This is a genomic window from Streptomyces sp. NPDC006512 (assembly GCF_040611935.1).
Classification (GTDB): Bacteria; Actinomycetota; Actinomycetes; order Streptomycetales; family Streptomycetaceae; genus Streptomyces.
In genome coordinates this window covers 14,734-38,917 of sequence record NZ_JBEXPG010000020.1, presented here as the reverse complement: position 1 = coordinate 38,917, position 24,184 = coordinate 14,734, and the positions used below count along the sequence as shown (strand labels likewise).

At 72.7% G+C, this 24,184-nt stretch carries 24 protein-coding genes; 17 read left to right on the top strand and 7 right to left on the bottom strand.

Features of this window, described 5'->3' with window-relative positions; all coding sequences use genetic code 11:
• Positions 1-12 precede the first annotated feature (12 nt).
• The 9 genes from ABZZ17_RS16140 (at position 13) to ABZZ17_RS16100 (ending at position 7,081) form a co-directional block, all read left to right on the top strand.
• Positions 13-1,185, top strand: coding sequence for an ROK family glucokinase (locus ABZZ17_RS16140; RefSeq protein WP_356876331.1), 1,173 nt, complete (start codon positions 13-15; stop codon positions 1,183-1,185).
• On the top strand, positions 1,182-1,772 hold the full coding sequence (locus tag ABZZ17_RS16135; protein ID WP_356876329.1) for a hypothetical protein: 591 nt from the start codon (positions 1,182-1,184) through the stop codon (positions 1,770-1,772). Before ABZZ17_RS16140 ends, ABZZ17_RS16135 begins: the two co-directional genes overlap by 4 nt.
• Positions 1,773-1,802: 30 nt before the next feature.
• The gene (locus ABZZ17_RS16130) at positions 1,803-2,435 is read left to right on the top strand and encodes an MBL fold metallo-hydrolase (protein WP_356876327.1); all 633 of its coding nucleotides are present in this window, start codon (positions 1,803-1,805) and stop codon (positions 2,433-2,435) included.
• Positions 2,436-2,465: 30 nt separating this feature from the next.
• The gene (locus tag ABZZ17_RS16125; RefSeq protein ID WP_356876325.1) at positions 2,466-3,245 is read left to right on the top strand and encodes an exodeoxyribonuclease III; all 780 of its coding nucleotides are present in this window, start codon (positions 2,466-2,468) and stop codon (positions 3,243-3,245) included.
• Between the two features lie 83 nt (positions 3,246-3,328).
• Complete coding sequence (locus ABZZ17_RS16120; protein WP_356876323.1) at positions 3,329-3,769, top strand: DUF6278 family protein; 441 nt, start codon at positions 3,329-3,331, stop codon at positions 3,767-3,769.
• Between the two features lie 110 nt (positions 3,770-3,879).
• On the top strand, positions 3,880-4,623 hold the full coding sequence (locus tag ABZZ17_RS16115; protein ID WP_356876321.1) for an amino acid ABC transporter ATP-binding protein: 744 nt from the start codon (positions 3,880-3,882) through the stop codon (positions 4,621-4,623).
• Positions 4,624-4,635: 12 nt separating this feature from the next.
• A complete protein-coding gene (locus tag ABZZ17_RS16110; protein ID WP_356876319.1) occupies positions 4,636-5,544 on the top strand; it encodes a glutamate ABC transporter substrate-binding protein in 909 nt (302 codons plus the stop codon).
• Between the two features lie 17 nt (positions 5,545-5,561).
• Entirely contained in the window at positions 5,562-6,206 is a 645-nt protein-coding gene (locus ABZZ17_RS16105) for an amino acid ABC transporter permease (RefSeq protein ID WP_356876317.1), read from the top strand.
• Entirely contained in the window at positions 6,203-7,081 is an 879-nt protein-coding gene (locus ABZZ17_RS16100) for an amino acid ABC transporter permease (protein WP_356876315.1), read from the top strand. Before ABZZ17_RS16105 ends, ABZZ17_RS16100 begins: the two co-directional genes overlap by 4 nt.
• A 42-nt stretch (positions 7,082-7,123) precedes the next feature.
• Here the strand turns inward: ABZZ17_RS16100 and ABZZ17_RS16095 are convergent, their stop codons facing one another.
• Positions 7,124-8,713 (bottom strand): alpha/beta fold hydrolase, encoded by a 1,590-nt coding sequence (locus ABZZ17_RS16095; protein WP_356876313.1) that lies wholly within the window; start codon positions 8,711-8,713, stop codon positions 7,124-7,126.
• A 186-nt stretch (positions 8,714-8,899) separates the two neighbouring features.
• On the bottom strand, positions 8,900-10,120 hold the full coding sequence (locus tag ABZZ17_RS16090) for an Ig-like domain-containing protein (protein WP_356876311.1): 1,221 nt from the start codon (positions 10,118-10,120) through the stop codon (positions 8,900-8,902).
• A 307-nt stretch (positions 10,121-10,427) separates the two neighbouring features.
• Between ABZZ17_RS16090 and murJ the strand changes: the two genes are divergently transcribed.
• Genes murJ through ABZZ17_RS16065 form a run of 5 tightly spaced genes read left to right on the top strand, consistent with a single transcriptional unit; the run spans position 10,428 to position 16,103 of the window.
• Positions 10,428-12,101, top strand: coding sequence for a murein biosynthesis integral membrane protein MurJ (murJ, locus tag ABZZ17_RS16085; protein ID WP_356876309.1), 1,674 nt, complete (start codon positions 10,428-10,430; stop codon positions 12,099-12,101).
• Positions 12,102-12,141: 40 nt separating this feature from the next.
• Positions 12,142-12,822: a response regulator transcription factor gene (locus ABZZ17_RS16080; protein ID WP_356876307.1), complete on the top strand. Its 681-nt coding sequence runs from the start codon at positions 12,142-12,144 to the stop codon at positions 12,820-12,822.
• Between the two features lie 6 nt (positions 12,823-12,828).
• A complete protein-coding gene (locus tag ABZZ17_RS16075) occupies positions 12,829-14,277 on the top strand; it encodes an ATP-binding protein (protein WP_356876305.1) in 1,449 nt (482 codons plus the stop codon).
• A complete protein-coding gene (locus tag ABZZ17_RS16070; protein WP_356876303.1) occupies positions 14,274-14,798 on the top strand; it encodes a hypothetical protein in 525 nt (174 codons plus the stop codon). Before ABZZ17_RS16075 ends, ABZZ17_RS16070 begins: the two co-directional genes overlap by 4 nt.
• 45 nt (positions 14,799-14,843) lie before the next feature.
• Positions 14,844-16,103, top strand: a complete 1,260-nt coding sequence (locus ABZZ17_RS16065; protein ID WP_356876301.1) for a cytochrome P450 — start codon at positions 14,844-14,846, stop codon at positions 16,101-16,103.
• On the opposite strand, the gene ABZZ17_RS16060 is transcribed toward ABZZ17_RS16065, so the two are convergent.
• A complete protein-coding gene (locus ABZZ17_RS16060; protein WP_356876299.1) occupies positions 16,063-16,788 on the bottom strand; it encodes a hypothetical protein in 726 nt (241 codons plus the stop codon). The two genes, ABZZ17_RS16065 and ABZZ17_RS16060, sit on opposite strands and share 41 nt — an antisense overlap.
• A gap of 119 nt (positions 16,789-16,907) precedes the next feature.
• On the opposite strand from ABZZ17_RS16060, the gene ggt reads away from it, so the two are divergent.
• Complete coding sequence (gene ggt / locus ABZZ17_RS16055; RefSeq protein WP_356876297.1) at positions 16,908-18,707, top strand: gamma-glutamyltransferase; 1,800 nt, start codon at positions 16,908-16,910, stop codon at positions 18,705-18,707.
• A gap of 15 nt (positions 18,708-18,722) precedes the next feature.
• Here the strand turns inward: ggt and map are convergent, their stop codons facing one another.
• Entirely contained in the window at positions 18,723-19,490 is a 768-nt protein-coding gene (gene map, locus ABZZ17_RS16050; RefSeq protein WP_356876295.1) for a type I methionyl aminopeptidase, read from the bottom strand.
• A 65-nt stretch (positions 19,491-19,555) separates the two neighbouring features.
• On the opposite strand from map, the gene ABZZ17_RS16045 reads away from it, so the two are divergent.
• Entirely contained in the window at positions 19,556-19,807 is a 252-nt protein-coding gene (locus tag ABZZ17_RS16045) for a helix-turn-helix transcriptional regulator (RefSeq protein ID WP_356876293.1), read from the top strand.
• Between the two features lie 25 nt (positions 19,808-19,832).
• On the opposite strand, the gene ABZZ17_RS16040 is transcribed toward ABZZ17_RS16045, so the two are convergent.
• The gene (locus ABZZ17_RS16040; protein WP_356876291.1) at positions 19,833-20,078 is read right to left on the bottom strand and encodes a hypothetical protein; all 246 of its coding nucleotides are present in this window, start codon (positions 20,076-20,078) and stop codon (positions 19,833-19,835) included.
• Between the two features lie 505 nt (positions 20,079-20,583).
• On the opposite strand from ABZZ17_RS16040, the gene ABZZ17_RS16035 reads away from it, so the two are divergent.
• Positions 20,584-20,775, top strand: a complete 192-nt coding sequence (locus ABZZ17_RS16035) for a hypothetical protein (RefSeq protein ID WP_356876289.1) — start codon at positions 20,584-20,586, stop codon at positions 20,773-20,775.
• 31 nt (positions 20,776-20,806) lie between these two features.
• On the opposite strand, the gene ABZZ17_RS16030 is transcribed toward ABZZ17_RS16035, so the two are convergent.
• Positions 20,807-22,426 (bottom strand): glycosyltransferase family 39 protein, encoded by a 1,620-nt coding sequence (locus ABZZ17_RS16030; protein WP_356876287.1) that lies wholly within the window; start codon positions 22,424-22,426, stop codon positions 20,807-20,809.
• A complete protein-coding gene (locus ABZZ17_RS16025) occupies positions 22,423-23,925 on the bottom strand; it encodes a glycosyltransferase family 39 protein (RefSeq protein ID WP_356876470.1) in 1,503 nt (500 codons plus the stop codon). Before ABZZ17_RS16025 ends, ABZZ17_RS16030 begins: the two co-directional genes overlap by 4 nt.
• Positions 23,926-24,184: the final 259 nt, after the last annotated feature.

Below are 24,184 nucleotides of genomic sequence, written 5' to 3'. Positions count from 1 at the left end.
CGACACGACTCGATGAGCACGTACCGGGACTTCACGCTCGCCCACCGGGGGGCGGCGCGGGGCACCGTCCTGCGGACCGTCGGGACCCGTGAGCGCAGGTCGCTGCTGACCGCCCCGCGCGTCCCGACCGTCGGGATCGACATCGGCGGCACCAAGGTGATGGCCGGCGTCGTGGACGCCGACGGGGTCATCCTGGAGAAGATCCGCGCCGAGACCCCCGACAAGTCCAAGAGCGCCAAGGTCGTCGAGGACACCATCGTCGAACTGGTGCTGGACCTCTCCGACCGGCACGACGTGCACGCGGTGGGCATCGGGGCCGCGGGCTGGGTCGACGCCGACCGCTCCCGCGTCCTGTTCGCCCCCCACCTCGCCTGGCGCGACGAGCCGCTGCGCGACGCCCTCCAGTCGAGGCTCGCGGTCCCGGTCATGGTCGACAACGATGCCAACACCGCCGCCTGGGCCGAGTGGCGCTTCGGCGCCGGCCGCGGCGAGGACCACCTGGTCATGATCACGCTGGGCACGGGCATCGGCGGCGCCATCCTCGAAGGCGGCCAGGTCAAGCGCGGCCGCTACGGGGTCGCCGGCGAATTCGGCCACATGCAGGTCGTCCCCGGCGGCCACCGCTGCCCCTGCGGCAACCGAGGCTGCTGGGAGCAGTACAGCTCCGGCAACGCCCTGGTCCGCGAGGCGCGCGAGCTGGCCGCCGCCGACTCCCCGGTCGCGTACAACATCATCGCCCGGGTCGGCGGCAACGTCGCGGAGATCACCGGACCGCTGATCACCGAGCTGGCCCGCGAGGGCGACGCCATGTGCGTCGAGCTCCTCCAGGACATCGGCCAGTGGCTGGGCGTCGGCATCGCCAACCTCGCCGCCGCCCTCGACCCGTCCTGCTTCGTCATCGGCGGCGGTGTCAGCGCCGCCGACGACCTCCTCATCGGCCCCGCCCGCGACGCGTTCCGGCGCCACCTCACCGGCCGGGGCTACCGCCCCGAGGCCCGCATCGCCAAGGCACAGCTCGGCCCCGAGGCCGGCATGGTCGGCGCCGCCGACCTCGCCCGGCTCGTCGCCCGCCGCTTCCGCCGCGCCACGCGCCGGCGCGTCGAGCGCCACGAGCGCTACGCGCAGCTGGGCCGGCGCACCGCCGCCACGGACGCCCCGGACGTCAAGGACGCAGGACAGCCGTGACACCGCCCTCCCTGCCCCGCCAGGCCCCGTCCCCCGAGGCGGACGGCACGCCCCCGCCGGCCTCCGAGGACCGCAGACACGTGGTCCGGCGCCGCTGGATCACCGCGATCATCATCCTGCTGCTCGTCGGGGTCCCGGCGGGCTACCTCGCCGTCTCCGCCCAGCAGAGCCGCCAGAGCGGCCGCGACAAAGCCGCGAAGGTCGGCGCCGTCAAGGTCCGCGAGGCCTGGCCCTCCAAGGTGCAGCGCAGCATCTACGAGGTGCCCATCCCGATGATGGCCTCCCTGGTCGGGTACCTGGAGACCAACAACTGGCACACCAGCCGGCTGTACGTCCAGTTCGGCGTGACGCCGCAGGAGCTCGACACCTTCCTCGCCGACGTCGGCACCAGCCGCGAGGCGCTCACCCCCGGGGTGTCGATCTCCGCGCACGACGCGGGCGTCGCCGGCTGGAGCTGGAGCCCGAAGCACCGCTGGTACGGGGTCACGCTGGACGCGAAGGAACCCCGCCCCACCCGGGACGTCACCGTCGACCTCACCAACCCGGCGAACCCCCGGGTCTACGTCGTCTCCACCGCGATCCCGTAGGGGGGCGCCCGCGGCCGATAGCCTGGGATCATGAAGCTCACCAAGCGGCTGCACTCCTGCGTCCAGTTGGAGAAGGACGGGCGCACGCTCGTCGTCGACCCGGGCGCCTTCAGCGAACCCGACGCGGGCCTCGGGGCGGACGTCCTGCTGGTCACGCACGAGCACCCCGACCACTTCGAGGAGGGCCGGCTGCGGGCCGCGCTCGACGCGAACCCCGGCGCGGAGCTGTGGACCCTGCGCAGCGTCGCCGAGAAGCTCGCCCCGGCCTACCCGGGCCGCGTGCACACCGTGGGACACGGCGACGCGTTCGCGGCCGCCGGGTTCGAGATCCAGGTGCACGGAGAACTGCACGCGGTGATCCACCCGGACATCCCGCGCGTCACCAACGTCGGCTACCTCGTGGACGGCTCGCTCTTCCACCCCGGGGACGCGCTGACCGTGCCCGGCGTGCCCGTCGAGACGCTGATGATCCCGGTGCACGCCCCCTGGAACAAGATCGCCGAGGTGATCGACTACGTCCGTGAGGTCAAGCCCCGCCAGACCGTCGACATCCACGACGCCTACCTCTCCGACCTCGCCCGGCCCGTCTACGACACGGCCCTGAACGCCCTCTCCGGCGCCCCGCACGGCCGACTCACCGCCGGGGAGCACACCGACCTGTGACTGTCGGTGCTTGGCGGTAGGTTGGGACGCATGCGCATCGCCACGTACAACGTCAACTCGATCACCGCCCGGCTGCCGCGTCTGCTCGCCTGGCTGGAGAGCTCCGGCACGGATGTCCTGTGCATCCAGGAGACCAAGTGCTCGGCGGAGCAGTTCCCCGCAGACGCGCTGCGCGAGCTGGGATACGAGTCGGCTGTCCACGCCACCGGCCGGTGGAACGGCGTCGCCCTGCTCTCCAGGGTCGGCCTGGAGGACGTGGTGCGGGGCCTGCCGGACGGACCGGACTACGAGGGCGTGCAGGAACCCCGCGCCATCTCCGCCACCTGCGGCGGCGTCCGCGTCTGGTCGGTCTACGTACCCAACGGCCGCGAGGTCGAGCACGACCACTACGGCTACAAGCTGAACTGGTTCGGCGCCCTCACCACCGCCATCGCCGAAGACGCGGCCGGCCCGCGCCCGTTCGCCGTGCTCGGCGACTTCAACGTGGCGCCGACCGACGAGGACGTCTACGACCCGGCGGTCTTCGCCGGCCTCACGCACGTCACCCCCGCGGAGCGCGCCGCCCTGGAGGCCCTGCGGACCGCGGGCCTGTCCGACGTCTTCCCGCGCGCGCTCAAGTACGACCGTCCGTACACCTTCTGGGACTACCGGATGCTCGCCTTCCCCAAGAACAAGGGCATGCGCATCGACCTGGTCTACGGGAACCAGCCCTTCGTGAAGGCGGTCAAGGACGCGTACGTCGACCGTGAGGAGCGCAAGGGCAAGGGCGCCTCCGACCACGCCCCGGTCGTCGTCGACCTGGACGTCTGAGCACCCGGCCGGGATCCCGTGATCACCGGCCGGGCAGGCGCGCCCTGTGGCCAGCGGCCGTTCCTGGTGCCACGCTGGGCGGTATGCGTATCCCTTTCCTGGCCAACTGGCGGAACCGGCACGAGACGGAACAGGGTGCGGGACTCGCCGTCGCCCTCGCCGACGATCCCGAGGGCGTCGCCGAACTGTTCTCGGAGTGCGAGATGCTGCGGGCGCAGGCGAGGGCGGCCGGGCTCGAACTCGACGGGACCCCGGCCTCGTTGGAGGCGCTCGACCAGCTGATGCCGCGCTGGCGCCGCGATCCCGAGGCCGTGCCCTGGCTGGGCAACGACGCCGGCTTCTACCTCGGGACCGTGATCGTCCGGACCATCCCGGGCTCCGCCTGGCAGATCTGGCCGAACGGGCAGCCGGTGATCCGCCTCGCGTCCGGGCGCGAGCTGAACGTGGTCGAGTCGGGGGTGTCCTGGGCGATGACCGGATCGCCCGAGCTCAGCCAGGCCTACGCCGAGGCCTCCGAAGGCTGACCGGCCCGGTCTGCTTTATGTACCTTTTAGGCGTGTCGAGGGGAAGTCCCCTTCGGCGGCTGGATAGTTTGCGCTGACCTCGACACACCGACAAGTGGGCAGGGCAGCGTATGGCCGTCGATCCGTTGATCGAGCTGCGGGACGTCAACAAGCACTACGGGACGTTGCACGTCCTCCAGGACATCAACCTCACGGTCGGCCGCGGGGAGGTGGTGGTGATCATCGGCCCCTCCGGCTCCGGGAAATCGACCCTGTGCCGGACGATCAACCGGCTGGAGACCATCGAGTCGGGCACGATCCTCCTCGACGGCAAACCCCTCCCCGCCGAGGGCAAGGACCTGGCCGGGCTGCGGGCCGAGGTCGGGATGGTCTTCCAGTCCTTCAACCTGTTCGCGCACAAGACCGTCCTGGCCAACGTCTCGCTCGCGCAGATCAAGGTCAGGAAGCGCAAGCGGGACGAGGCCGACAAGCGCTCCCGGGAGCTCCTGGACCGGGTCGGCCTCGCCGACCAGGCCGACAAGTACCCCGCCCAGCTGTCCGGCGGCCAGCAGCAGCGCGTGGCCATCGCCCGCGCCCTGGCCATGAGCCCCAAGGCGCTGCTCTTCGACGAGCCCACCTCGGCACTCGACCCGGAGATGATCAACGAGGTGCTGGAGGTCATGCAGCAGCTCGCCGCCGAGGGCATGACGATGGTCGTGGTCACCCACGAGATGGGCTTCGCCCGTTCCGCGGCCAACCGCGTCGTCTTCATGGCCGACGGGAAGGTCGTCGAGGACCGCACCCCCGAGGAGTTCTTCACCGCTCCCGAGAGCGAGCGCGCCAAGGACTTCCTCTCCAAGATCCTCAAGCACTGAGGGGGCGGCCCGATGAAGCACGTCCGCGCCCTCGGCGCCCTCCTCCTGGTCCTGCTCCTCGCCACCGCCGGCTGCGGCAAGCCCGGCAGCCCCCCGGTCAAGGGCCCGCAGCCCGAGGACCTGCCCGTCTACAAGGTCGCCACCGGCTTCGAGCTGCCCGGCTCCCGCACCTGGCAGCGGGCCAAGAAGCGCGGCCGCCTCGTGGTCGGCGTCAAGGAGGACCAGCCGTACATGGGCGAGAAGGACCCCGCCAGCGGTCGCTACTCCGGATTCGACATCGAGATCGCCAAGATGATGGCGGCCTCCCTCGGCTTCGACCCGAAGCAGATCGAGTTCAAGACGATCGCCTCCGCCAACCGCGAGACGGCCCTCCAGAACGGCCAGATCGACTACTACGTGGGCACCTACACGATCAACGACAACCGCAAGAAGCAGGTCGGCTTCGCCGGACCCTACTTCATGGCCGGCCAGTCCCTCCTGGTCCGCAAGGACGAGAAGGACATCAAGGGCCCCGAGGACCTGGCGGGCAAGAAGGTCTGCTCCGCCGCCGGATCCACCCCCTACCAGCGGCTCCAGAAGGAGTACCCGAAGGCCGTCCTCGTCGCCTACGACACCTACTCGGTCTGCGTGGACAACCTGCTGACCTACCAGGTCGACGCCGTCTCCACCGACGACTCCATCCTGCTGGGCTACGCGGCCAAGGTCCCCGAGGAACTCAAGGTGGTCGGCAAACCCTTCTCCGAGGAGCCCTACGGCATCGGCGTCCCGCGCGGCGACAACGCGCTGCGCCTCGCCCTCGACGACGCCCTGGAGGCGCACGAGAAGAACGGCGACTGGAAGAAGGCCTACGAGGCCACGCTCGGCCTGTCCGGCCAGCCCGCCCCCACACCGCCCGCCATCGACCGCTACCCGGCGGGCTGAGGGGAGAGCGCACCGCCATGAACGTACTCACCGACAACTTCGCCCTCTACGGCAAGGGCTTCCTCGGCACCGTCCAGCTCACGGTCTACGCCTCCCTCCTCGCCCTGGTCCTGGGCTTCCTCATGGCCTCCTTCCGGGTCGCGCCCGTCGGCTCCTTCCGGGTCTTCGGCACCGTCTGGGTGACCGTGCTGCGCAACACCCCGCTCACCCTCCTCTTCTTCGCCGTGCTGCTGGGCCTGCCGCGCTTCGGGATCGTCCTGCCCTTCCAGGTGTTCGCCGTCCTCGCGCTCGGCTGCTACACCTCCGCCTTCATCTGCGAGGTGCTCCGCTCCGGCATCAACACCGTGCCCAAGGGGCAGGGCGAGGCGGCCCGCAGCCTCGGCATGTCCTTCGGGCAGACCCTGGGCGACGTGGTCCTCCCGCAGGCCTTCCGCTCCGTCATCCCGCCCATCGGCTCCACGCTGATCGCCCTCGCCAAGAACTCGGCGATCGCCGGGGCCTTCAGCGTCAACGAACTGCTGGGCACCTACAAGACCCTCAACGAGCTGGGCTACAGCATCATCTGGACCTTCATCTGGATCGCCGTGGGGTACCTGATCATCACCCTGTCCATCAGCGCGCTCTTCCACGTGCTGGAGAAGCGCTACGGAGTCGCCCGATGACCGCCCACGCGCTGCACGGAGACGTGGAGTCCACCGCCCTCTACGACATCCCCGGCCCCCGCGCCCGGCGCCGGCACCTGCTCTACGGGATCGCCTCGACGGCGCTCATCCTCGGACTGCTGGCCTGGATCCTCTACCTGCTCTTCGACACCGACCAGTTCACCGCCGCCAAGTGGAACCCCTTCACCTACGAGGGGATCCAGGAACTCCTGCTCAGGGGCCTGGGCAACACCCTGAAGGCCTTCGTCTACGCCTCGGTGCTCTCCCTCGTCCTCGGCGCGGTCCTCGCCTGCGGCCGGCTCTCGGTGCACCGGCCCCTGCGCTGGCTCGCGACGCTGTGCGTGGAGTTCTTCCGCGCGATGCCGGTCCTCGTGATGATCTTCTTCATCTTCGTCGCGCTGAAGGTCCAGCCCCTGCCCGCGCTGGTCGCCGGGCTGACCCTGTACAACGGGTCGGTCCTGGCCGAGGTCTTCCGTACGGGCATCAACGCGGTGGACAAGGGGCAGCGCGAGGCGGCGTACGCGCTCGGCATGCGCAAGACGCAGGTCATGACCCACGTCCTCGCCCCGCAGGCCGTCCGGGCCATGCTGCCCACGATCATCAGCCAGCTCGTCGTGGCACTGAAGGACACCTCGCTGGGCTACCTGATCACCTACGAGGAGTTCCTGCACGCGGGCAAGCTGATCGCCTCCAACCTGGACTACGACCTGCCGTTCATCCCCGTCGTGATGATCATCTCCCCGATCTACATCGGCATGTGCATGCTGCTGTCCTGGTTCGCGACCTGGGTGGCCCGGCGCGAGCGCCGCAACCCCAAGACCGAGGCGGTCACCCTCCCGGACGCGGAACCGGGAGGGGTGCTGCCGGGGAGGTAGCGGCGCGCGGGGCACCTGCCCCTCCCCGGCCGCGGCCGTGGATCACTGCTCGCGCAGCGGCACCGAGACGTAACTGGGATCGGTGCGCGGCGAGGAGAAGGTCAGCTGCGCGCCGGTGGGGTTGTGCTCGATGTACAGCGGGTCGACGGTGTCGACGACAAGCGCGAGCCGGTGGCCCTCGGGTACGTCGTAGGCGGTGGAGAAGAGTTCCAGGTCCACGCCGAACGACTGCCCGGGGGTCTTCCCGTGGAAGGTGTACGGGGCGTTGCTGACCAGCTTGCCGAGGCCGAGCGGGCCGACGTCGTAGAGGTAGGCGACGAAGGTGCCGTCGCCCTTGGTGGGCGTCACGGTGGTGTGGAGCTTCACGGTGCCGCGGACGCGGCGCTCCTCGTCGTAGCGCTGCGACTGCCAGACGGCGGCGAAGGAGCGGGGGAGCAGCGGGATGGAAGCCACCGGCGGCGTCTTCAGGAACTGGTCGAGGAGGTTGGACAGCAGCACGACGCCGCCGTTGGCGCCGGAGTCCACGTTGGCGAAGACGTGTTCGCTGCCGGAGAGCGCGATCCGCTCGGTGCCGCCGGAGCCGACCGACTTCCAGTCGGCGTAGCCCTCGTAGCCCCCGGTGCTGCGGGACTTGATCTGGACGGGGGCCTCGGTGTCGATGCCGTTGCGTTCGCCCTTGAGGTACCGGTCGAACCACCGGTGGGCGCTGGTCCAGGTGTCGTTGGGCAGGCCGAGGAGTCCGGTGGCCTCGGCGGTGGCGTGGTCCCCGGGCCGGAACTCCAGGCGCTTGGGTCCGGTCAGCTTCTCGTAGAAGGCCGCGTACTGGTTGGGCGGGAAGATGGTGTCGCCCCAGGCGTTGCCCAGCATGACCGCCGCGCCGTTGGCGTTGATCCGGTCGACCTGCTCGGAGGCGGACCGCTTGCGGCCCCAGTCGATCATCTGCTGTTCCTTGTCCAGCTTCGAGCCGAGGAAGTCGCCGAGAACCTGCCGGAGTTCGGCGCCCGGGCGGCCGGTGACGGCGCCGGCGGCGCCGAGCAGACCGGCGGCCTGGACGTGCTGGGTGCGCCCGGAGTAGATGGACTCGATGAGGTCGGCCCAGCCGCTGAGCGCGACCACGGCCTTGACGCGCGGGTCGTGCGCGGAGGCCAGCAGGCTGATGCCGGCCCCGTACGAGACCCCGCCCAGGCCGATGCGCGCGGGGTCGGCGGGGGTCTTGGCGAGGGCCCAGTCGATGACGGCGGAGACGTCGGCGACGTCCGCCGGGCCGGCCGTCTCGATCTCTCCGCCCGAGAGCCAGAAGCCGCGCGAGGTGTAACCGACCACCACGTAGCCGGAGTCGGCGAGCTTGCGGGCCTGGGCGATGTATTCGATCTGCGGCATGCCCCAGCTCGTGGGGAGCACGATCAGCGGGTAGGTGCGGCCCGCCACGGCGCCCGCGGGGGTGAAGACGTTGCCCTTGAGGGTGATGCCGCCGGAGCCCGGAATGTCGTGGAAGCGCAGTTCCGGCGAGGCGGCGGCGGTCGAGGTGTGCGCGGCTGCGGGTGCCGCCTGGGCCTGGTGGGGGGCCAGGCCCAGGGCGGCTGCCGCGAGCAGGGTCGCCACGGTCGCTGCGGTGGTGGTGCGGACTGGCATCGGTCGCTCCTCACGTGCGCCGGTGTCAAAGTGACCCGACGGTAACGGGAGGGGCTTACTCGGGGTAACCCGTGAGTAAGTTACGTGGTGGTAACAATTGAACAAGAGTCAGTACCACGGCGGTTTGCGTCACGGCGGTCAGTGCCACGCCGGTCAGTGCCGCGGCGGTCGGCGCCCGCGCCGGGGTCAGCCGTTCTGCGCGCCGCCGCCCAGGGCGCTCTTGGCCTTCCAGGCGTCCCATGACAGGTTCCACTCGCCGTAGCCGTTGCCGATCTCGGCGTTGCCCTTCGACCCCTTGCCGACGACCTCGAAGGGGTCGCCGGGCTGCACCTGCTCGTAGAGGGACTTCGCGTTGGCGTCGCTCATGCCCACGCAGCCGGAACTGCTGTTGGCGTTGCCGAAGTTGCCGGAGTTCCACGGCGCGGCGTGCGCGTACATGCCCGACCAGGTCAGCCGCATGGAGAAGTCGACCATCTTGTCGTAGGAGTCGCCCAGGCCCACCGTCCGCGAGTCCATCCGGATGGTGCCCTCCTTCGCCATCAGCACCATCTTCCCGGACCAGGAGGCCTTGTCGCCGCCGGGAGTGCCCGCCGAGACGGGGATCGTCCTGACCGCCTGGCCGCCCTCGGTGACCGACAGCTTCTTGGTGTCGAGGCTGACCTCGATCCGGCGGTCCTTGCCTATCTTGAACTCGGTGTTGTAGTCGCGGGCGAAGAGCCCGCCGCCCTGCCCGGAGTCCACGCCGTTCAGGTTCATCTCGACCTTCACGTCGGTGCCGGACTTCCAGTAGTCCTTCGGCCGCCAGTCCACCCGGTCCTTGCCGGAGTAGTCCTTGAACCAGCCCCAGGAGCCCTCGGTGTTGTCCGAGGAGGTCACCTTCAGCTGCTTCTCCACCTCGGCCTTGTTCTTCACCGGGTTGTCGAAGACGAGCGAGACGGGCATCGCGACGCCCACCGTGCTGCCCTTGGGGATGTTGATCGAGACCTTGTTGACCTTGTCCGCCGCCGAGGTCTTGAACTGGGCGTTCGCGTTCTGGCTGTCGGTGTTCTGCGCCTCGACCTTGTAGTCGGTGCCCGGCGAGGCGTTGCGCTCCGAGGTCCAGCTCTTGCTGTCGGCGGATATCCGGCCGGGCAGTTCCCCGCCCTTGCCGTCCGTCACCTTCACCTGCGCGAGCTTGCCCTCGGCGAGGGTCACGGTGACGGGCTCGCCCGCCTTGACCTGATCGCCCGTGAGGTTCACCGCGATCGCCATGGCCGGCTTCTGCTTCATCTCCGCGTTGCCGGTCCCGCTCCCGCCGGCGTCCGAACCGCCCCCGCAGGCGGTCAGCGCGGCGGCCAGGAGTGCGGTGCCCGCCAGCGTGGCGTGACGGCCCCGGCGCGGCAGTGCGGTACGGCGTGTGCGGCTCAACGGATTCCCCTCCGAAAATAATGATCGTCGTAAGCAAGGAGCGAACGGGGCGCCGTCGGGTTGCGCGTTTTGCGGAAAATATCCGGAGGATTTTTTCCGGTACGTCACCCGCTCCCTCCCGGCGGCAGGTCAGGGCCCTTCGCCCGGGAATCAGGGCCGAAAGGCCCTACCCGGAGCCCGACTTCACCGGCAAGGCGCCGCGTACGCTCTGACCTGCGGCAGGTGCATGCCAGATACACGGGGTACCCTCCAGACTTCGCCCGCCCGACACGCCAGCCCGTCGGGCCGCACCGAACGGGAGACCCCGATGACCGCCACCGGAACGAGTCCGGCCGCGGCCCCCGCCGACGCACAGGCCTCCGACGCACAGGCCCCCGCGAAGAGCGGGTCGGTCCTGCGCAGCGGCGCGCTCATGGCCGCCGGCTCGGTCGTCTCCCGCGCCACCGGCTTCGTCCGCTCCGCGGTCGTCGTCGCCGCCCTCGGCATCGGAATCCTCGGCGACTCCTACGCCGTCGCCAACACCGTCCCCAACATCCTGTACATGCTGCTCGTCGGCGGCGCCCTCAACGCCGTCTTTGTCCCGGAGCTGGTGCGCGCCGCCAGGGAACACGCGGACGGCGGCGCCGCCTACACCGACCGGCTGCTCACCGCCTGCACCGCGGCCCTCCTCCTGCTCACCGCCCTCGCGGTCCTCGCCGCCCCGGCCATCATCGGCGCGTACACCCCCTACAGCGGGGACCAGCTGAGCACCACCGTCGCCCTGGCCAGGTTCTGCCTCCCGCAGATCCTCTTCTACGGCCTGTTCACCCTGCTCGGCCAGGTGCTGAACGCCCGCGGCCGCTTCGGCGCGATGATGTGGACCCCGGTCCTCAACAACCTCGTCGTCATCGGCGTCTTCGGGCTCTTCCTCCACCTCTCCCACGGCGACGCCGACGGCCTCACCGCCGCCGACGCCCGACTCCTCGGGATCGGCACCACCGCCGGCATCGTCGTCCAGGCCCTCGCCCTGATCCCCTCGCTGCGCTCCGCCGGCTTCCGCTGGCGCCCCCGCTTCGACTGGCGCGGCAGCGGCCTCGCCCGCCCCCTGCGCAACGCCGGCTGGCTCGTCCTGCTGGTCCTCACCAACCAGATCGCCTACTGGGTGGTGACCCGCCTGTCCACCACCGCCGGAGACCTCGCGGGCCACGACGGCATGGGCTACACCGCCTACAGCAACGCCTACCAGCTGTGGGTCGTCCCGCAGGGCATCATCACCGTCTCCCTCGTCACCGCCCTCACTCCCCGCATGGCGGCCGCGGCGACCGAGGGCGACCGCGCGTCGGTCCGCCGGGACGTCTCGTACGCGCTGCGCTCCAGCGCCGCCCTCGTGGTGCCCGCCGCCACCGCCTTCGCGGTCCTCGCCCCGTGGCTGATGGGCAGCGTCTTCGGGTACGGACGCACCGCCCCCGCCGACATCGAGGCCATGGCCGGCATCCTGATCGCCTTCGCGCCCGGCCTCGTCGCCTTCTCCGGCCAGTACGTGCTCTCCCGCGCCTTCTACGCCCTCTCCGACACCCGCACCCCCTTCCTCCTCAACCTGGTCATCGCCGGGCTGAACGCCGCCCTGTCGGCCGCCGCGTTCTTCCTGCTCTCCCCGCGCTGGGCGGTCACCGGCATGGCGGCCGCCTCCACGATCGCCTACACCGTCGGCGCCGCCGTGACCGCGTACGCCCTCGCCCGCCGGCTCGGCCCGCGCCCCGGGACCCGTACCGGCCGGACCTCTACGGCCGCGGGCACCCACCTGCGGCTGCTCGCCGCCTGCCTGCCCGCGGGCGCCGCCGGGTACGCCGCCGCCCGCGCCGCCGACCGGTTCGGGGACGTCGCCGCCGCCGGAGCGGGAACCGCCGCGATCCTGCTGGTCGTCGTTGTCCTCGCCGGGCCGCTGCGCCTGACGGAGATCACCGACCTGCTGACCTCCCTGCGGCGCCGAACCGGCCGTTAGCGGGAGGAAGGCCACCGATACTTCTGGGGATACTGGCCGGATGCCACGCGTACTGCTGATCGAGGACGACCCTTCCATCCGGGAAGGCGTGGGACTCGGGCTGCGCCGCCGCGGCCACGAGGTGAGCGCCGCCGGGACCGGCGAGGAGGGGCTCGCCCTGATGGCCGGCTTCCACCCCGAACTCGTCCTGCTCGACCTCATGCTCCCCGGCATCAACGGCGTCCAGGTCTGCCGCCGGATCCGCGAGACCAGCGAGGTGCCGATCATCATGCTCACCGCGCGCGGCGACGACTTCGACATCGTCGTCGGCCTGGAAGCGGGCGCCGACGACTACATCGTCAAACCCGCCCGCACCGAGATCATCGAAGCCCGCATCAAGGCGGTGCTCCGCCGCCTCGGCGACCCGGGCGGCCGCCCCGGCGTGGAGCAGCACGGAGAGCTGGCCGTCGACCGGGCCGGGCTGACCGTCGCCAAGAACGGCGAACGCGTCGCCCTCGCCCCCAGCGAGATCAAACTGCTGCTCCACCTCAGCGCCTCGCCCGAGCAGGTCTTCTCCCGCCAGCAGCTGCTGGAGTACGTGTGGGAGCACAGCTACCACGCCGACGCCCGGCTCGTGGACGCCTGCGTACGCCGCCTCCGCAACAAGATCGAGGACCCCGACGGGAGCCCCCGCTACATACAGACGGTGCGGGGCTTCGGCTACCGCTTCGGACCGCTGTAGCCGGCCGTGCGCCACCTCGCCCCCCTCGGACTGCGCACCCGCCTGATCGCCGCGTTCCTCCTCGTCGCCGCGATCAGCGCGGTGAGCACGGCCGCCCTCACCTACCAGAAGGCGCGCACGGCGATCCTCACCCAGAGCCAGGACACCGCCGTCAGCACCCTGCGCGACCAGCTGGAGGGCCAGACCCTCGCACTGCCGGTGGAACAGCACCAGCTCCAGCGCCTGGTCAACGAGATCGGCAAACGCGGCAAACCGCACCCCTGGGTGGTGTTCGGCGAGTACGGCACCCTGCGCGCCTCCTCCAACGTCACCCCCGCCACCTCCGCGGTCCTCACCGACCGGCTCCGCCGGCAGGTCGCCGCCCACCCCCACGGAGCCTTCCAGCGCGTCCAGGACGCCCGGGGCGAGACCTACCTCACCATCGGCATGCCCGCCGTCTTCTCCCCGGCCGGCGCCTCCGACCGGCCCACCGGCGTCGTCCTCTACGCCGTCATGCCGCTGAACGCCGAGGAACAGACCGTGGACGCCATGGTCGAGGCCGCCCGGCAGGGCGCCCTCCCGGGCCTCGCCATCGCCGTCGTCCCCGCCCTGCTCGCCGCCCGCAGCGTCCTGCGGCCCGTACGGGACATGCGGCGCGCCGCCACACACCTCGGCCGCGGCCGCCTGGACACCCGCATCGAGGTCCGCGGCTCCGACGAACTCGCCGGCCTCGCCCGCACCTTCAACGAGACCGCCCGCGCCCTGGAGGAATCCGTCGCCGAGCTCCGCGAGGCCGAGGTCCGGGCCCGCCGCTTCGCCTCCGACGTCTCCCACGAACTGCGCACCCCCCTCGCCGGGATGCTCGCCGTCACCGAGGTGCTCGACGAGGACGCCGGACAGCTCGACCCCGACACCGCCAAAGCCCTGCGGCTGATCAGCGCCGAGACCGGGAAACTGGCCGTGCTCGTCGAGGACCTGATGGAGATCTCCCGCTTCGACGCCCGCGCCGCCGGACTCAACCTCGACGACGTCGACATCGCCGAAGCCGTCGGCAAGACCCTGGAACGCCGCCACTGGGACGACGGCCGGGTGACCGCCGACCTCCCCGAGGGCATCCGCGCCCGCCTCGACCCCCGCCGCTTCGACGTGATCCTCGCCAACCTCGTCGGCAACGCGCTGCGGCACGGCTCCGCACCCGTGAGGATCTCCGTCCGCACCCGTCCCCGCCCCGACGGGGAACGCCTGCTGATCGAGGTCACCGACAGCGGGCCCGGCATCGCCGCCGAGGTGCTGCCGCACATCTTCGACCGGTTCTTCAAGGCCGACTCCGCCCGCACCCGCTCCGCCGGAAGCGGCCTCGGCCTCGCCATCACCCTGGAGAACGTCCGCCTCCACGGCGGCACCCTGAGCGCAGCCAACGCCCCCGCCGGCGGAGCCGTGTTCACCCTCGACATGCCCCTGGAGGCCACCGCGTGACCCGCCCGCCCGTTCCCGGCCCCCGGGCGGCCGCCGCCGTGGCCGCCGCGGCCCTGACGGCAGCCCTGTTGCTCACGGCCTGCGGGATCGCCCCCACCGGGGTCGTCGAGAGCGGCGCGGCCGCCCGCGTGGCCGTCGCCGCGCCCAGCCGCGGTTCGGTCGCCTACTTCGTCGGCCCCGACGGGAGCCTCGTCCCCTCACCGCAGCCCAAGTACACGCCGAGCGCCCCCCAGGGCAGCGTCGTCGGACTGCTCCGCGGCCCCGGCCGCACCGAACTACAGGCCGGGCTCGGCACCCGGCTCCCCGCCGTCGAGGGCCAGGACCTCGCCGCCGTGTCCGTCGTCTTCACCTCCGACGACCGGCTCGACGTACGCCTCCCCTTCCCGGTCGCCGGCCTGGACCCCCTCGCCCGCAGCCAGCTCGTGTGCAGCGCCACCTCCACCCTCGACCCGGGCTACGAGGCCGTCCTCCACGGCCCGGACGCCAGCCTGGAACCCGAACCCTGCGACCCCGCTCACTGACGCGGACCCTTGCGGGCGCCCCGCCCGGCCGCCACCGTGTGGACCATGGAACGCGCCGCCGACGTCCCCGACGTCTTCGACCCCCGCGTCTACGCCGAGGGCATCCCGCACGAGCGCTACCGGCTGTTGCGCGACCGGCACCCCGTCGCCTGGCAGACCGAGCCCGAGATCCGGGGCTGGCCGGCCGGACCCGGCTTCTGGGCCGTCACCCGGCACGCCGACGTCGTCCGTGTCCTGCGCGACCACGGCACCTACTCCTCCTGGGCCGGCGCCACCCAGATCCGCGACCCCGACCCGGCCGACCTGCCGTTCCTGCGGAGCACCATGCTCAACCAGGACCCGCCCGGACACGGCAGGCTCCGCCGCCTGGTCGCCCGTGCCTTCACCCCCGCCCGCGTCGACGCCTTCGCCGCCCGGACCCGCGACCGCGCCCGTACGCTCCTCGCCGCCGCCCGGGACCGCGCCGAGGACGGCAGCACCGACCTGGTCTCCGCCGTCACCGACGAGTACGCCCTGCTGAACCTCACCGACCTGCTGGGCGTCCCGCCCGCCGACCGGGCCCTGCTACTGGAGTGGACCGTACGGATCATCGGCTACCAGGACCCCGACGACGCCCCCGAACCCGTCCTCGGCCCCGACGGCACCCCGCTGAACCCGCGCTCCCCGGCCCTGCTCGGCGAGATGTTCGGCTACGCCCGGGAACTGGCCGCGCACAAACGCGCCCACCCCGGCGAAGACGTGATGACCGTCCTCGCGCAGGCCGGGCTGGCGCCGGCCGAACTGGAGATGTTCTTCTTCCTGCTGACCGTCGCGGGCAACGACACCGTACGCAGCGCCGCCCCCGGAGGCCTCCTGGCCCTGGCCCGCCACCCCGACGCCTACCGCCGCCTCGCCGACGGCAGCGCCCCGCCGGACCGGGTCGTCGACGAGCTCCTGCGCGTCCACCCGCCCGTGCTCAGCTTCCGCCGGACCGCCGCCCGCGACACCGTCCTCGCCGGCACCCGCATCCGCGCGGGGGACAAGGTGGTGGTGTTCCACGCCTCCGCCAACCACGACGAACGGGCCTTCGCCGACCCGGACCGCCTCGACCCGGCCCGTACGCCCAACCCGCACGTCTCCTTCGGCGACGGCCCGCACGTCTGCCTGGGCGCCCACTTCGCCCGGCTCCAGCTCCGCACCCTCTACGAGGAGTGGCGCACCGCCCTGCCCGCGCCCGAACTGGCGGGCCCGCCGCGCCGGCTGGTCTCGAACTTCATCAACGGGATCACGCGGCTTCCGCTACGGGTGTCAGGGCCGCCCGCGTGACGTCGGCGGCCAGCTCCGTCACGTCCGGTCCGTAGGCATCGGAGTTGACGACCTTCAGCACGAGGCAGAAGGGTTCTCGGCCGTGGGTGCGGGCCAGCCGCACGTGCTCCCGGGCCAGGTAGCGGGCGGCGGCCTGGTTGCTGACGGCGGTCTGTCCCGACAGCAGGAACACCGGCCGGGTGGCGCGCCCGCCGGCCAGCCGGGCCAGCAGCACGTACTCCACCAGGCCCGCTTCCCACCGGTACGTCTCCCCGCCCACCCGGATGGCCCCGCGGTCCGGACCCGGTTCTTCGGAGGTGACGACCCGCACCCCCGGGAGCATGGAGGCCAGATGGGCCGTCGTACGGGTGTTGGAGGCGGGCCCGCCGACACAGAACTCGGCCCGCTCGCCGAAGCCCTGACGGGCCGTGTCGTGCGGGACGATCTGCACGGTCGCCCCGCAGTCCTTGATCAGGGCGGATATCTCCAGCAGCGCGAAGGCGTCGTTGCGGTGCAGCGAGGAATCCTTGCCGCCCATCTGCCGGTTGACCACGAACAGGCAGTCGGATCCCGTCGGCAGCCCGAGGAAGGCCTGCTTGCGGCGCAGGGCGCGGCGCCACAGGTAGGTCCGGGCGGACCAGCCGAACCCGCCGCTGAGGGCGGTGGCCACCAGCCCGAGCACGATGTTGCGCACGTCGTCGTTCATGCGCCGGATGATAGACACCCCCGGGCGGGCCACCCGGAAGGGGCCGGGCGGAGCCGTCCCCTGACGGGGTGGCGGGGGGAGCGCTAGGCTCTGCGGACGTCGCCGACTGGAGGTCCGCCATGCTCCGTCCCGCCGCCCGCGCCTTACCGCTGTTCGCCCTCGTCGGAGCGCTCGTCTCCACCGGCGCGGCCGCTCCGCCGTCGTCCCCGGGCACCCCGCCCAAGGTGCCCGTCGCCGCCGGCTACGGCGGGGCCGTCGCCAGCGTCGACGCCGACGCCTCCGCCGCCGGGATCGCCGTACTGCGTTCCGGCGGCAACGCCGTCGACGCGGCCGTCGCCACCGCCGCGGCGCTCGGCGTCACCGAGCCCTACTCGGCGGGCATCGGCGGAGGCGGCTACTTCGTCTACTACGACGCCCGCACGAGGCGCGTGCACACCGTCGACGGCCGCGAAACCGCCCCGGCCACCGCCACCGCCACCCTCTTCCAGGAGAACGGCGTCCCCATCCCCTTCGCCGAGGGCCAGACCAGCGGCCTCGGCGTCGGAGTGCCCGGCACCCCCGCCACCTGGAAGAGCGCCCTGGACTCCTGGGGCACCCGGCCGCTCGGCCAACTCCTGAAGCCCGCCGAGAAACTGGCCCGCGACGGGTTCACCGTCGACCCCACCTTCCGGTCCCAGACCGCGGCGAACGAGGAGCGCTTCCGGGACTTCCCGGACACCCGCGAGCTGTTCCTGCCCGGCGGGGAGCTGCCGGTGGTCGGCTCCACCTTCAAGAACCCCGGTCTGGCCGCCACGTACGCCGAGCTGGCCCGCAAGGGGACGGGAGCCCTCTACCGGGGCCCGATCGCCGAGGACATCGTCCGGGCCGTCCGCAAGCCCCCGGTCGACCCGGCCGCCACCCGCAACGTCCGCCCGGGTGACCTGACCACCGCCGACCTGCGCGCGTACGGCACGAAGCGGCAGGCCCCGACCCAGGTGAGCTACCGCGGCCTCGACGTGTACGGGATGGCCCCCTCCTCCTCCGGCGGCACCACCGTCGGCGAGGCCCTGAACATCCTGGAGCGCACCGACGTCTCGAAGCTCTCCGAGACCCAGTACCTGCACCGCTTCATCGAGGCCTCGCGGATCTCCTTCGCCGACCGGGGGCGCTGGGTGGGCGACCCGGCCGCCGAGGACGTTCCGACCCGCGGCCTGCTCTCGCAGCGCTTCGCCGACTCGCGCGCCTGCCTCGTCCGGCCGGACCGGGCGCTGACCAGCCCGCTGGCCCCCGGCGACCCGCGTCGGCCGGTGCCGTGCGCCACCGCCGGCCAGGCCGCCCCGACCACGTACGAGGGGGAGAACACCACGCACCTGACGGTCGCCGACCGCTGGGGCAACGTGGTGTCCTACACCCTGACCATCGAGTCCACCGGGGGCAGCGCGATCACCGTCCCGGGCCGCGGCTTCCTGCTCAACAACGAGCTGACGGACTTCTCCTTCGCCCCGGCCGCCCCCGGAGTCCCGGACCCGAACCTGCCCGGCCCCGGCAAGCGGCCGCGCTCCTCCATGTCCCCGACCATCGTGCTGGAGCACGGGCGTCCGGTGCTGGCGGTCGGCTCCCCGGGCGGCGCCACCATCATCACCACCGTCCTCCAGACCCTCCTCGGCCACCTCGACCGGGGCCTGCCGCTGGTCGACGCCATCGCGGCCCCGCGCGCCAGCCAGCGCAACCAGACCACCACCGAGCTGGAACCGGGTCTGTGGGACAGCCCGCTCCGCACCGAACTGGAGGCCCTCGGCCAGGGCTTCCGGCAGAACCCCGAGATCGGCGCCGCCACGGGCGTCCAGCGCCTCCCGGACGGCCGCTGGCTCGCGGCGGCCGAAACCACCCGCCGGGGCGGCGGCTCCGCGATGGTCGTCCACCCGCACGGCAGGCCGTAGGGCCCGCCGGGCGGGCTACGGGGCGGTGAGGATCCTCGGGCCGGAGGCGGTGATGGCGACCGTGTGCTCCGCGTGCGCGGCGCGGCTGCCGTCGACGGTGCGCAGGGTCCAGCCGTCGGGGTCGCAGGTGTAGTCGTCGGTGCCACCGGCGGTCAGCATCGGCTCGATGGCGAGGACCAGGCCGGGGCGCAGCTTCATGCCGCGCCCCGCCGGGCCCTCGTTCGGCACGCCCGGGTCCTCGTGCATGCTGCGGCCAATGCCGTGCCCGCCGAAGCCGTCGGGGATGCCGTACCCGGCGCCGCGGCAGACGCGGCCGATGGCGTGGGCGATGTCGCCGATCCGGTTCCCCGGCACGGCGGCGGCGATGCCCGCGGCGAGGGCCGCCTCGGCGGTCTCGATCAGCCTCAGGTCGGCGGGCCGGGCCCGGCCGACCGTGAAGCTGACGGCCGCGTCGCCGGCCCAGCCGCCGAGCTTCGCCCCGCAGTCGATGCTGACGAGGTCGCCGTCGCGCAGCCGGTAGCCGTCGGGGATGCCGTGCACGATCGCGTCGTTGACCGAGGCGCACAGCACCGCCGGGAACGGCACGGGCGCGAACTGCGGCCGGTATCCGAGGAAGGGCGAGGAAGCACCGGCCGCGCGGAGCACTTCGCGCGCCGCCAGGTCCAGTTCCAGCAGGGACACCCCGACCGCGGCCACTTCCCGGACGGCCGCCAGGGCGTGGGCGACCACCCGGCCGGCTTCGCGCATCTCGTCGATCGACTGGTCCGTCTTCAGTTTCACCATGCCAATAACTATACCGGTATAACTTTACCGGGATAGTAATGGGGGTCCGGGGGTATGATGGGCGCATGGTCCGCACCCCTTTGACACCCGAAGAGCGCGAACGCGGCGAGCGCCTGGGCGCCCTGCTCCGTGAGGCCCGCGGCGCGCGCAGCATGGTCGAGGTCGCGGCGGGCGCCGGACTCTCCGCCGAGACCCTCCGCAAGATCGAGACCGGCCGGGCGCCCACACCCGCCTTCTTCACGGTCGCCGCCCTCGCCGGAGCCCTCGGACTGTCCCTCGACGACGTGATGCGGCGCTGCGCCCTCGTACCCGCCTGACGCCCCCGTCGCTCCCGCCCGGACCTCAGCCCCCGCACCCGATGGGCGGCCGTTCCGGTCCGTGCTCCCACTCCGGCCGGTAACCGGTGCACCGGCACCCACCGCCGTCACCCGTACAGCGGCCCGGCCCGTGCTCCTCGAAACCGTGGGTACAGCCCTCGCACGGGGCCGCCTCCGGGCGCCCGAAGACGGTGGCGAGGGTGAGGCCGATCGCGAACAGGGCGAGCGGCGCGGTGGCGAAGCACAGCAGGAACCAGTCGCCCCCGCTCACCGGCTCAGCCCCCGCAGGGTGCGAACGGCGACCGCTGCCGCTCCCACCAGGACTCGCACCGGCACACACCGAACGGCGAGCGGCACTCCGCGCACGACGGATCCGCCGGCTCCGACTCCGTCGCCTCCCACCCGGGAGGCGCGGGCTCGTCCGCGCGCCGGAACAGCCGGCAGCCGCAGGGCGGGCCGTCCCGGAGGCCGAGGCACCGGCCCAGCGAGGGGACGTGAACGCCCCGTTCGTGCTCGCAGTCACCGCACACGTGCGCTGCCATCCCGGCCATCAGAGCCTCATTCCGACGGGACACCGACTCCGGCACCGTACGCGCCCGGTGTGATGGTCCGACAGACCCCGACCCGGGACCGCCGCCCGCCCCGGGAGTGTCCGGCGGCCGATCGGACCAATCGGCGGTGCGACCCCCGGACCGCGGGGCAAGCGTGAAGGCGTGTCAGCAACGAACGCAACGAAGGCAACGCACGCGGCCCCCGAGACGAACGCAGCTCACACCATGACCACGGCCACCGCCCTGTCCACCGCCACGTCCACCGCCAACGCGTCCCAGCGGCTCGGTCTCGGACTCCTCGGCGCCCTCCTCGCGGGCGGGCTGCTGCTCGCGGCCTGCTCCGCCCCCGACGACCACACCCGCGCCCACGAGCCGGGCGACGCGGTCCTCCCACACCGGGGCGTCTCCACACGCTGAGCCGTTTCCGCCGAGGGAGACGCCCAGGGCCTCAGGAGTGGACCTTGCGGGTCGCGGCGTCGTCGCCGCGGGACTTGGCGGCCTCGGGGATCCGCTCCAGCAGCAGGACCCGTACGGAGTCCAGCCCGTCCGTGCGGACGACCTTGAACTCCGCGCGGATCGCCCGCGCGGTCCGCTCCGGCATGCCGGTGAACGGTTCGCCGGGATCCGGCGAGGTCGACACCAGCCACAACCGGTCCGCCCCGGACAGGCAGCTGGCGGGCTCCGGGCACTCCAGCGCGCCGAACGAGCCCAGTTCCTGGGGCGTGCGGTCCATCAGCACGTCGGCGGGCCGGGCCCGGTCGTCGCGGAGCTCGTACGCCAGGGCCCGCCGCTCGGCGAGCTCGCCCGCGAACACGATGCCGTCCCGCTCCCGCTGGCCCGCGCGGACGATGCCCGCGGCCCCCCGGAAGTCGGGTTCGCCGGCGACCGGGCCGCGGGCCGCCTCGATGCCCGGCAGCGCCTGGAAGGCGAGCCCGCCGGCCGCGGCCGCCACCAGCACCCAGCCGCCCACCCGGGCAGCCGTGCCCGGTACGGACGCCCCCGGCTCCGCCGCCGGGGGCCGGGCGACCCGGCCCGTGATCCGGCACACCGCCACCGAGGCGAGCAGCACCCACGCGGGCGCCGTGAAGAACAGGTAGCGCGGCAGGAACAGGTGCAGCTGGGCGGCCGTCACGAAGGTGGCCACCGGGGGCAGCACGATCCACAGGGCGAGCGGCAGGGCCCGCCGCCCCGTGAAGCACAGGCCGATCAGGCCCAGCACCATCACCGGGACCGCGACCGCCCAGGACCCGAAGAGGTGAGCGGGGAACTCCAGCAGGTCCTTGACCCCCGGGTTGTTCCAGGCGATCTGACCGCTCTGCCCGGCACCGGAGGCGACCATCGGCAGGACGAAGCACAGCCCCAGGATCCCGGCCGCGGCGTAGGCCCAGCCCACGATCCGGTCGCCGGCCCGACGCGCCCGCACGACCAGGATCAGGTGCGGGGCGAGCACGGCCAGCGAGGCCAGGTGGCTCCAGCCGACCAGCGGTATCGACAGGGTGTAGCCGACCCACACCCTGAAGGTCGGCTGCTCCAGGGCCCGTACGAGCAGCAGCGTGGACAGCAGCACGGCGGCGACCGCGAAGGCGTACGGGCGGACCTCCTGCCCGTACCGGGTGACGGCCGGGACGACGGCGAAGGCCAGCCCCGCCAGCAGCCCCACCTGCGGGGTGAACATCCGGCGGCCGAGCAGCGCGAGCAGACCCGCGGCGGCGGCCATGGCCAGTGCCCCGGGGACGCGCAGGGCGGTCGCGGAGTCGCCCGCCACGCCCACCCACAGGTGCATCAGCACGTAGTACGGGGTGAAGACCACGTCGATGCTGCGGATCAGCGAACCGAGTTCACCGAAGGACAGGGTGGCGGCCCACCAGGTGGCGTGCTCGTCGCGCCACAGCTGGCGGCCGCCGATCCCGTTCCAGATGGAGGCCGAGGCGACCGCGGCGGGCAGCAGGAACAGGACGGCGGACAGGATCCGGTCCCGGCCCGGGGTCCGACCGAGGGCCGCCCCGTGCGCGGGCGCGTCCGTGCGCTCGGTCGGCGTCCCCGGCTGGGCGGGGGCGTGCAGGCTCATCGTCTGACCCAGATTCGGTAGTCGTGCTCGCCGCTGCTCGTGGTGAAGGGGAGCACGGCCGCGAGCCGGTAGCGGGAATTGCCGCGCAGGGCCTCCTCGACGACCGCGGCGGTCTGGGGCGTCACCCCGCCGTGCAGCACGATCGCGTGGAAGTGGCCGTCGAGGACGGCGGCGCGGAACGCCTCCGGTCCGCTCTTGCCCTTGTAGTCCATGACGTAGGTGTTCTGCCACTGGCCCCAGTCGGTGACGTCGCGCAGGTAGTAGCCCGGCACCTCCTGCTCCTCCGCGAGGTAGACGCCCTTGTCGTCCACCACCGTGCGCAGGAACTGCGTCATCGCCCGCGAGTCCGGGAAGCTGTAGTACTGCTGCGCCTGCACCATCCCGAAGGTCAGCGTCGCGACGTAGAGCATGATGCCGAGCTGCGGGTGCCGGAAGTGCGGCCCGACCAGGCGGGCCATGCCCAGGCCGGCCATCGGCGCCGCGAACAGCAGGCCGAAGCCGACGTGCTTGTAGAGCGAGACCTCCGTCTGGAGGTGGACCTGGTAGGCGGGCGCCAGCAGCGCCGTGCCCGTCAGTAGCAGGCCCAGCGAGGCCCGGCGCAGCCGGCCCGGGGTCGTCCCGGGCACCCAGGGCATCTCGCCCATGCGGGCGCGCACCGTGTACGCGACGGACCCGCCGAGCGCCGCCAGGAAGAGCAGCCCGCCCCATTCGGCGCTGTGCTGGAGGAGGGTGAACGCGGAGTCCGTGCCCTTGGCCCGGTCCGTGGTCGTGCCGCTGATGCCGCCGAGCGGTCCGGAGAGGACGTAGCCCGCGCCGAGCAGGGCCGCCACGCCCGCTCCCAGCACCGCGCCGCGGCCCAGTGCCCTGACGCCGCGGTGCCGGTAGGCGGTCAGGACCGCCAGCACCACGAGCGTCGGCAGGTACAGGCCCGACGCGTACTTCACGCCGAAGGCCAGGGCGGCCGGCGGCGCCGCGAGGAGCACCGCCAGGGCGTTCATCCGGCCGGTGCGGACCACCGCCCACGCGGACAGGGCCAGCAGGAAGACCGCGGCGGCGTCGTAGGTGGCGAAGTTGCCGAGGATCATCGTCGCCTGGACGACGGAGAACAGCGCGGCCGCGCCGATCGCCGCCCGGACGTTGAACATGCGGTGGGTCAGGGCGTAGAGGAGGGTGGTCGCGCCCAGCATGAACAGCAGGCTGACCAGCCGGACCCCGGTGAGCCCGAAGTGGGTGTCCACCGCGGCGGCGAGCACCGGGTACAGCTTCGGGTGGCCGGAGAAGTACGCGGCGAAGTCCACCGGCAGCGGGGTGCCGTCCCGCAGGTTCGCCAGCTCGTAGTGGCCGGCCGCGATGTACAGGGCCTCGTCCTGGAAGGCCGTGCCGCGCAGCCGCAGGGACAGGCCGGCCTGGACGAGCAGGACGCAGAGCAGCAGGCCCCGGCCGAGCAGGGTGCTGCGGCGGGAGTCCAGTGACCAGGCGGACTCCGGGGTCTCGGGCAGGCGGTACCCGGGCTCGGCCCGCTCCGCCTCGGGCGCGCCGGCCTGGGCGGGCACGCGGCCGACCGGCGCCTCCGGTTCGGGTTCCGCGGCGGCGTACGGTCCGGACGGGGCGTACGGATCCGCGGCGGCGTACAGTCCGGACGGGGCGTAGGGATCCGCGGCGGCGTACGGGTCGGCGGCGTAGGTGTCCGCCGCCGCGTACGGATCCGCGGGGGCGTACGGGCGGGGTTCTTCCCCGGGGTACGGGTCGTGGGCCCAG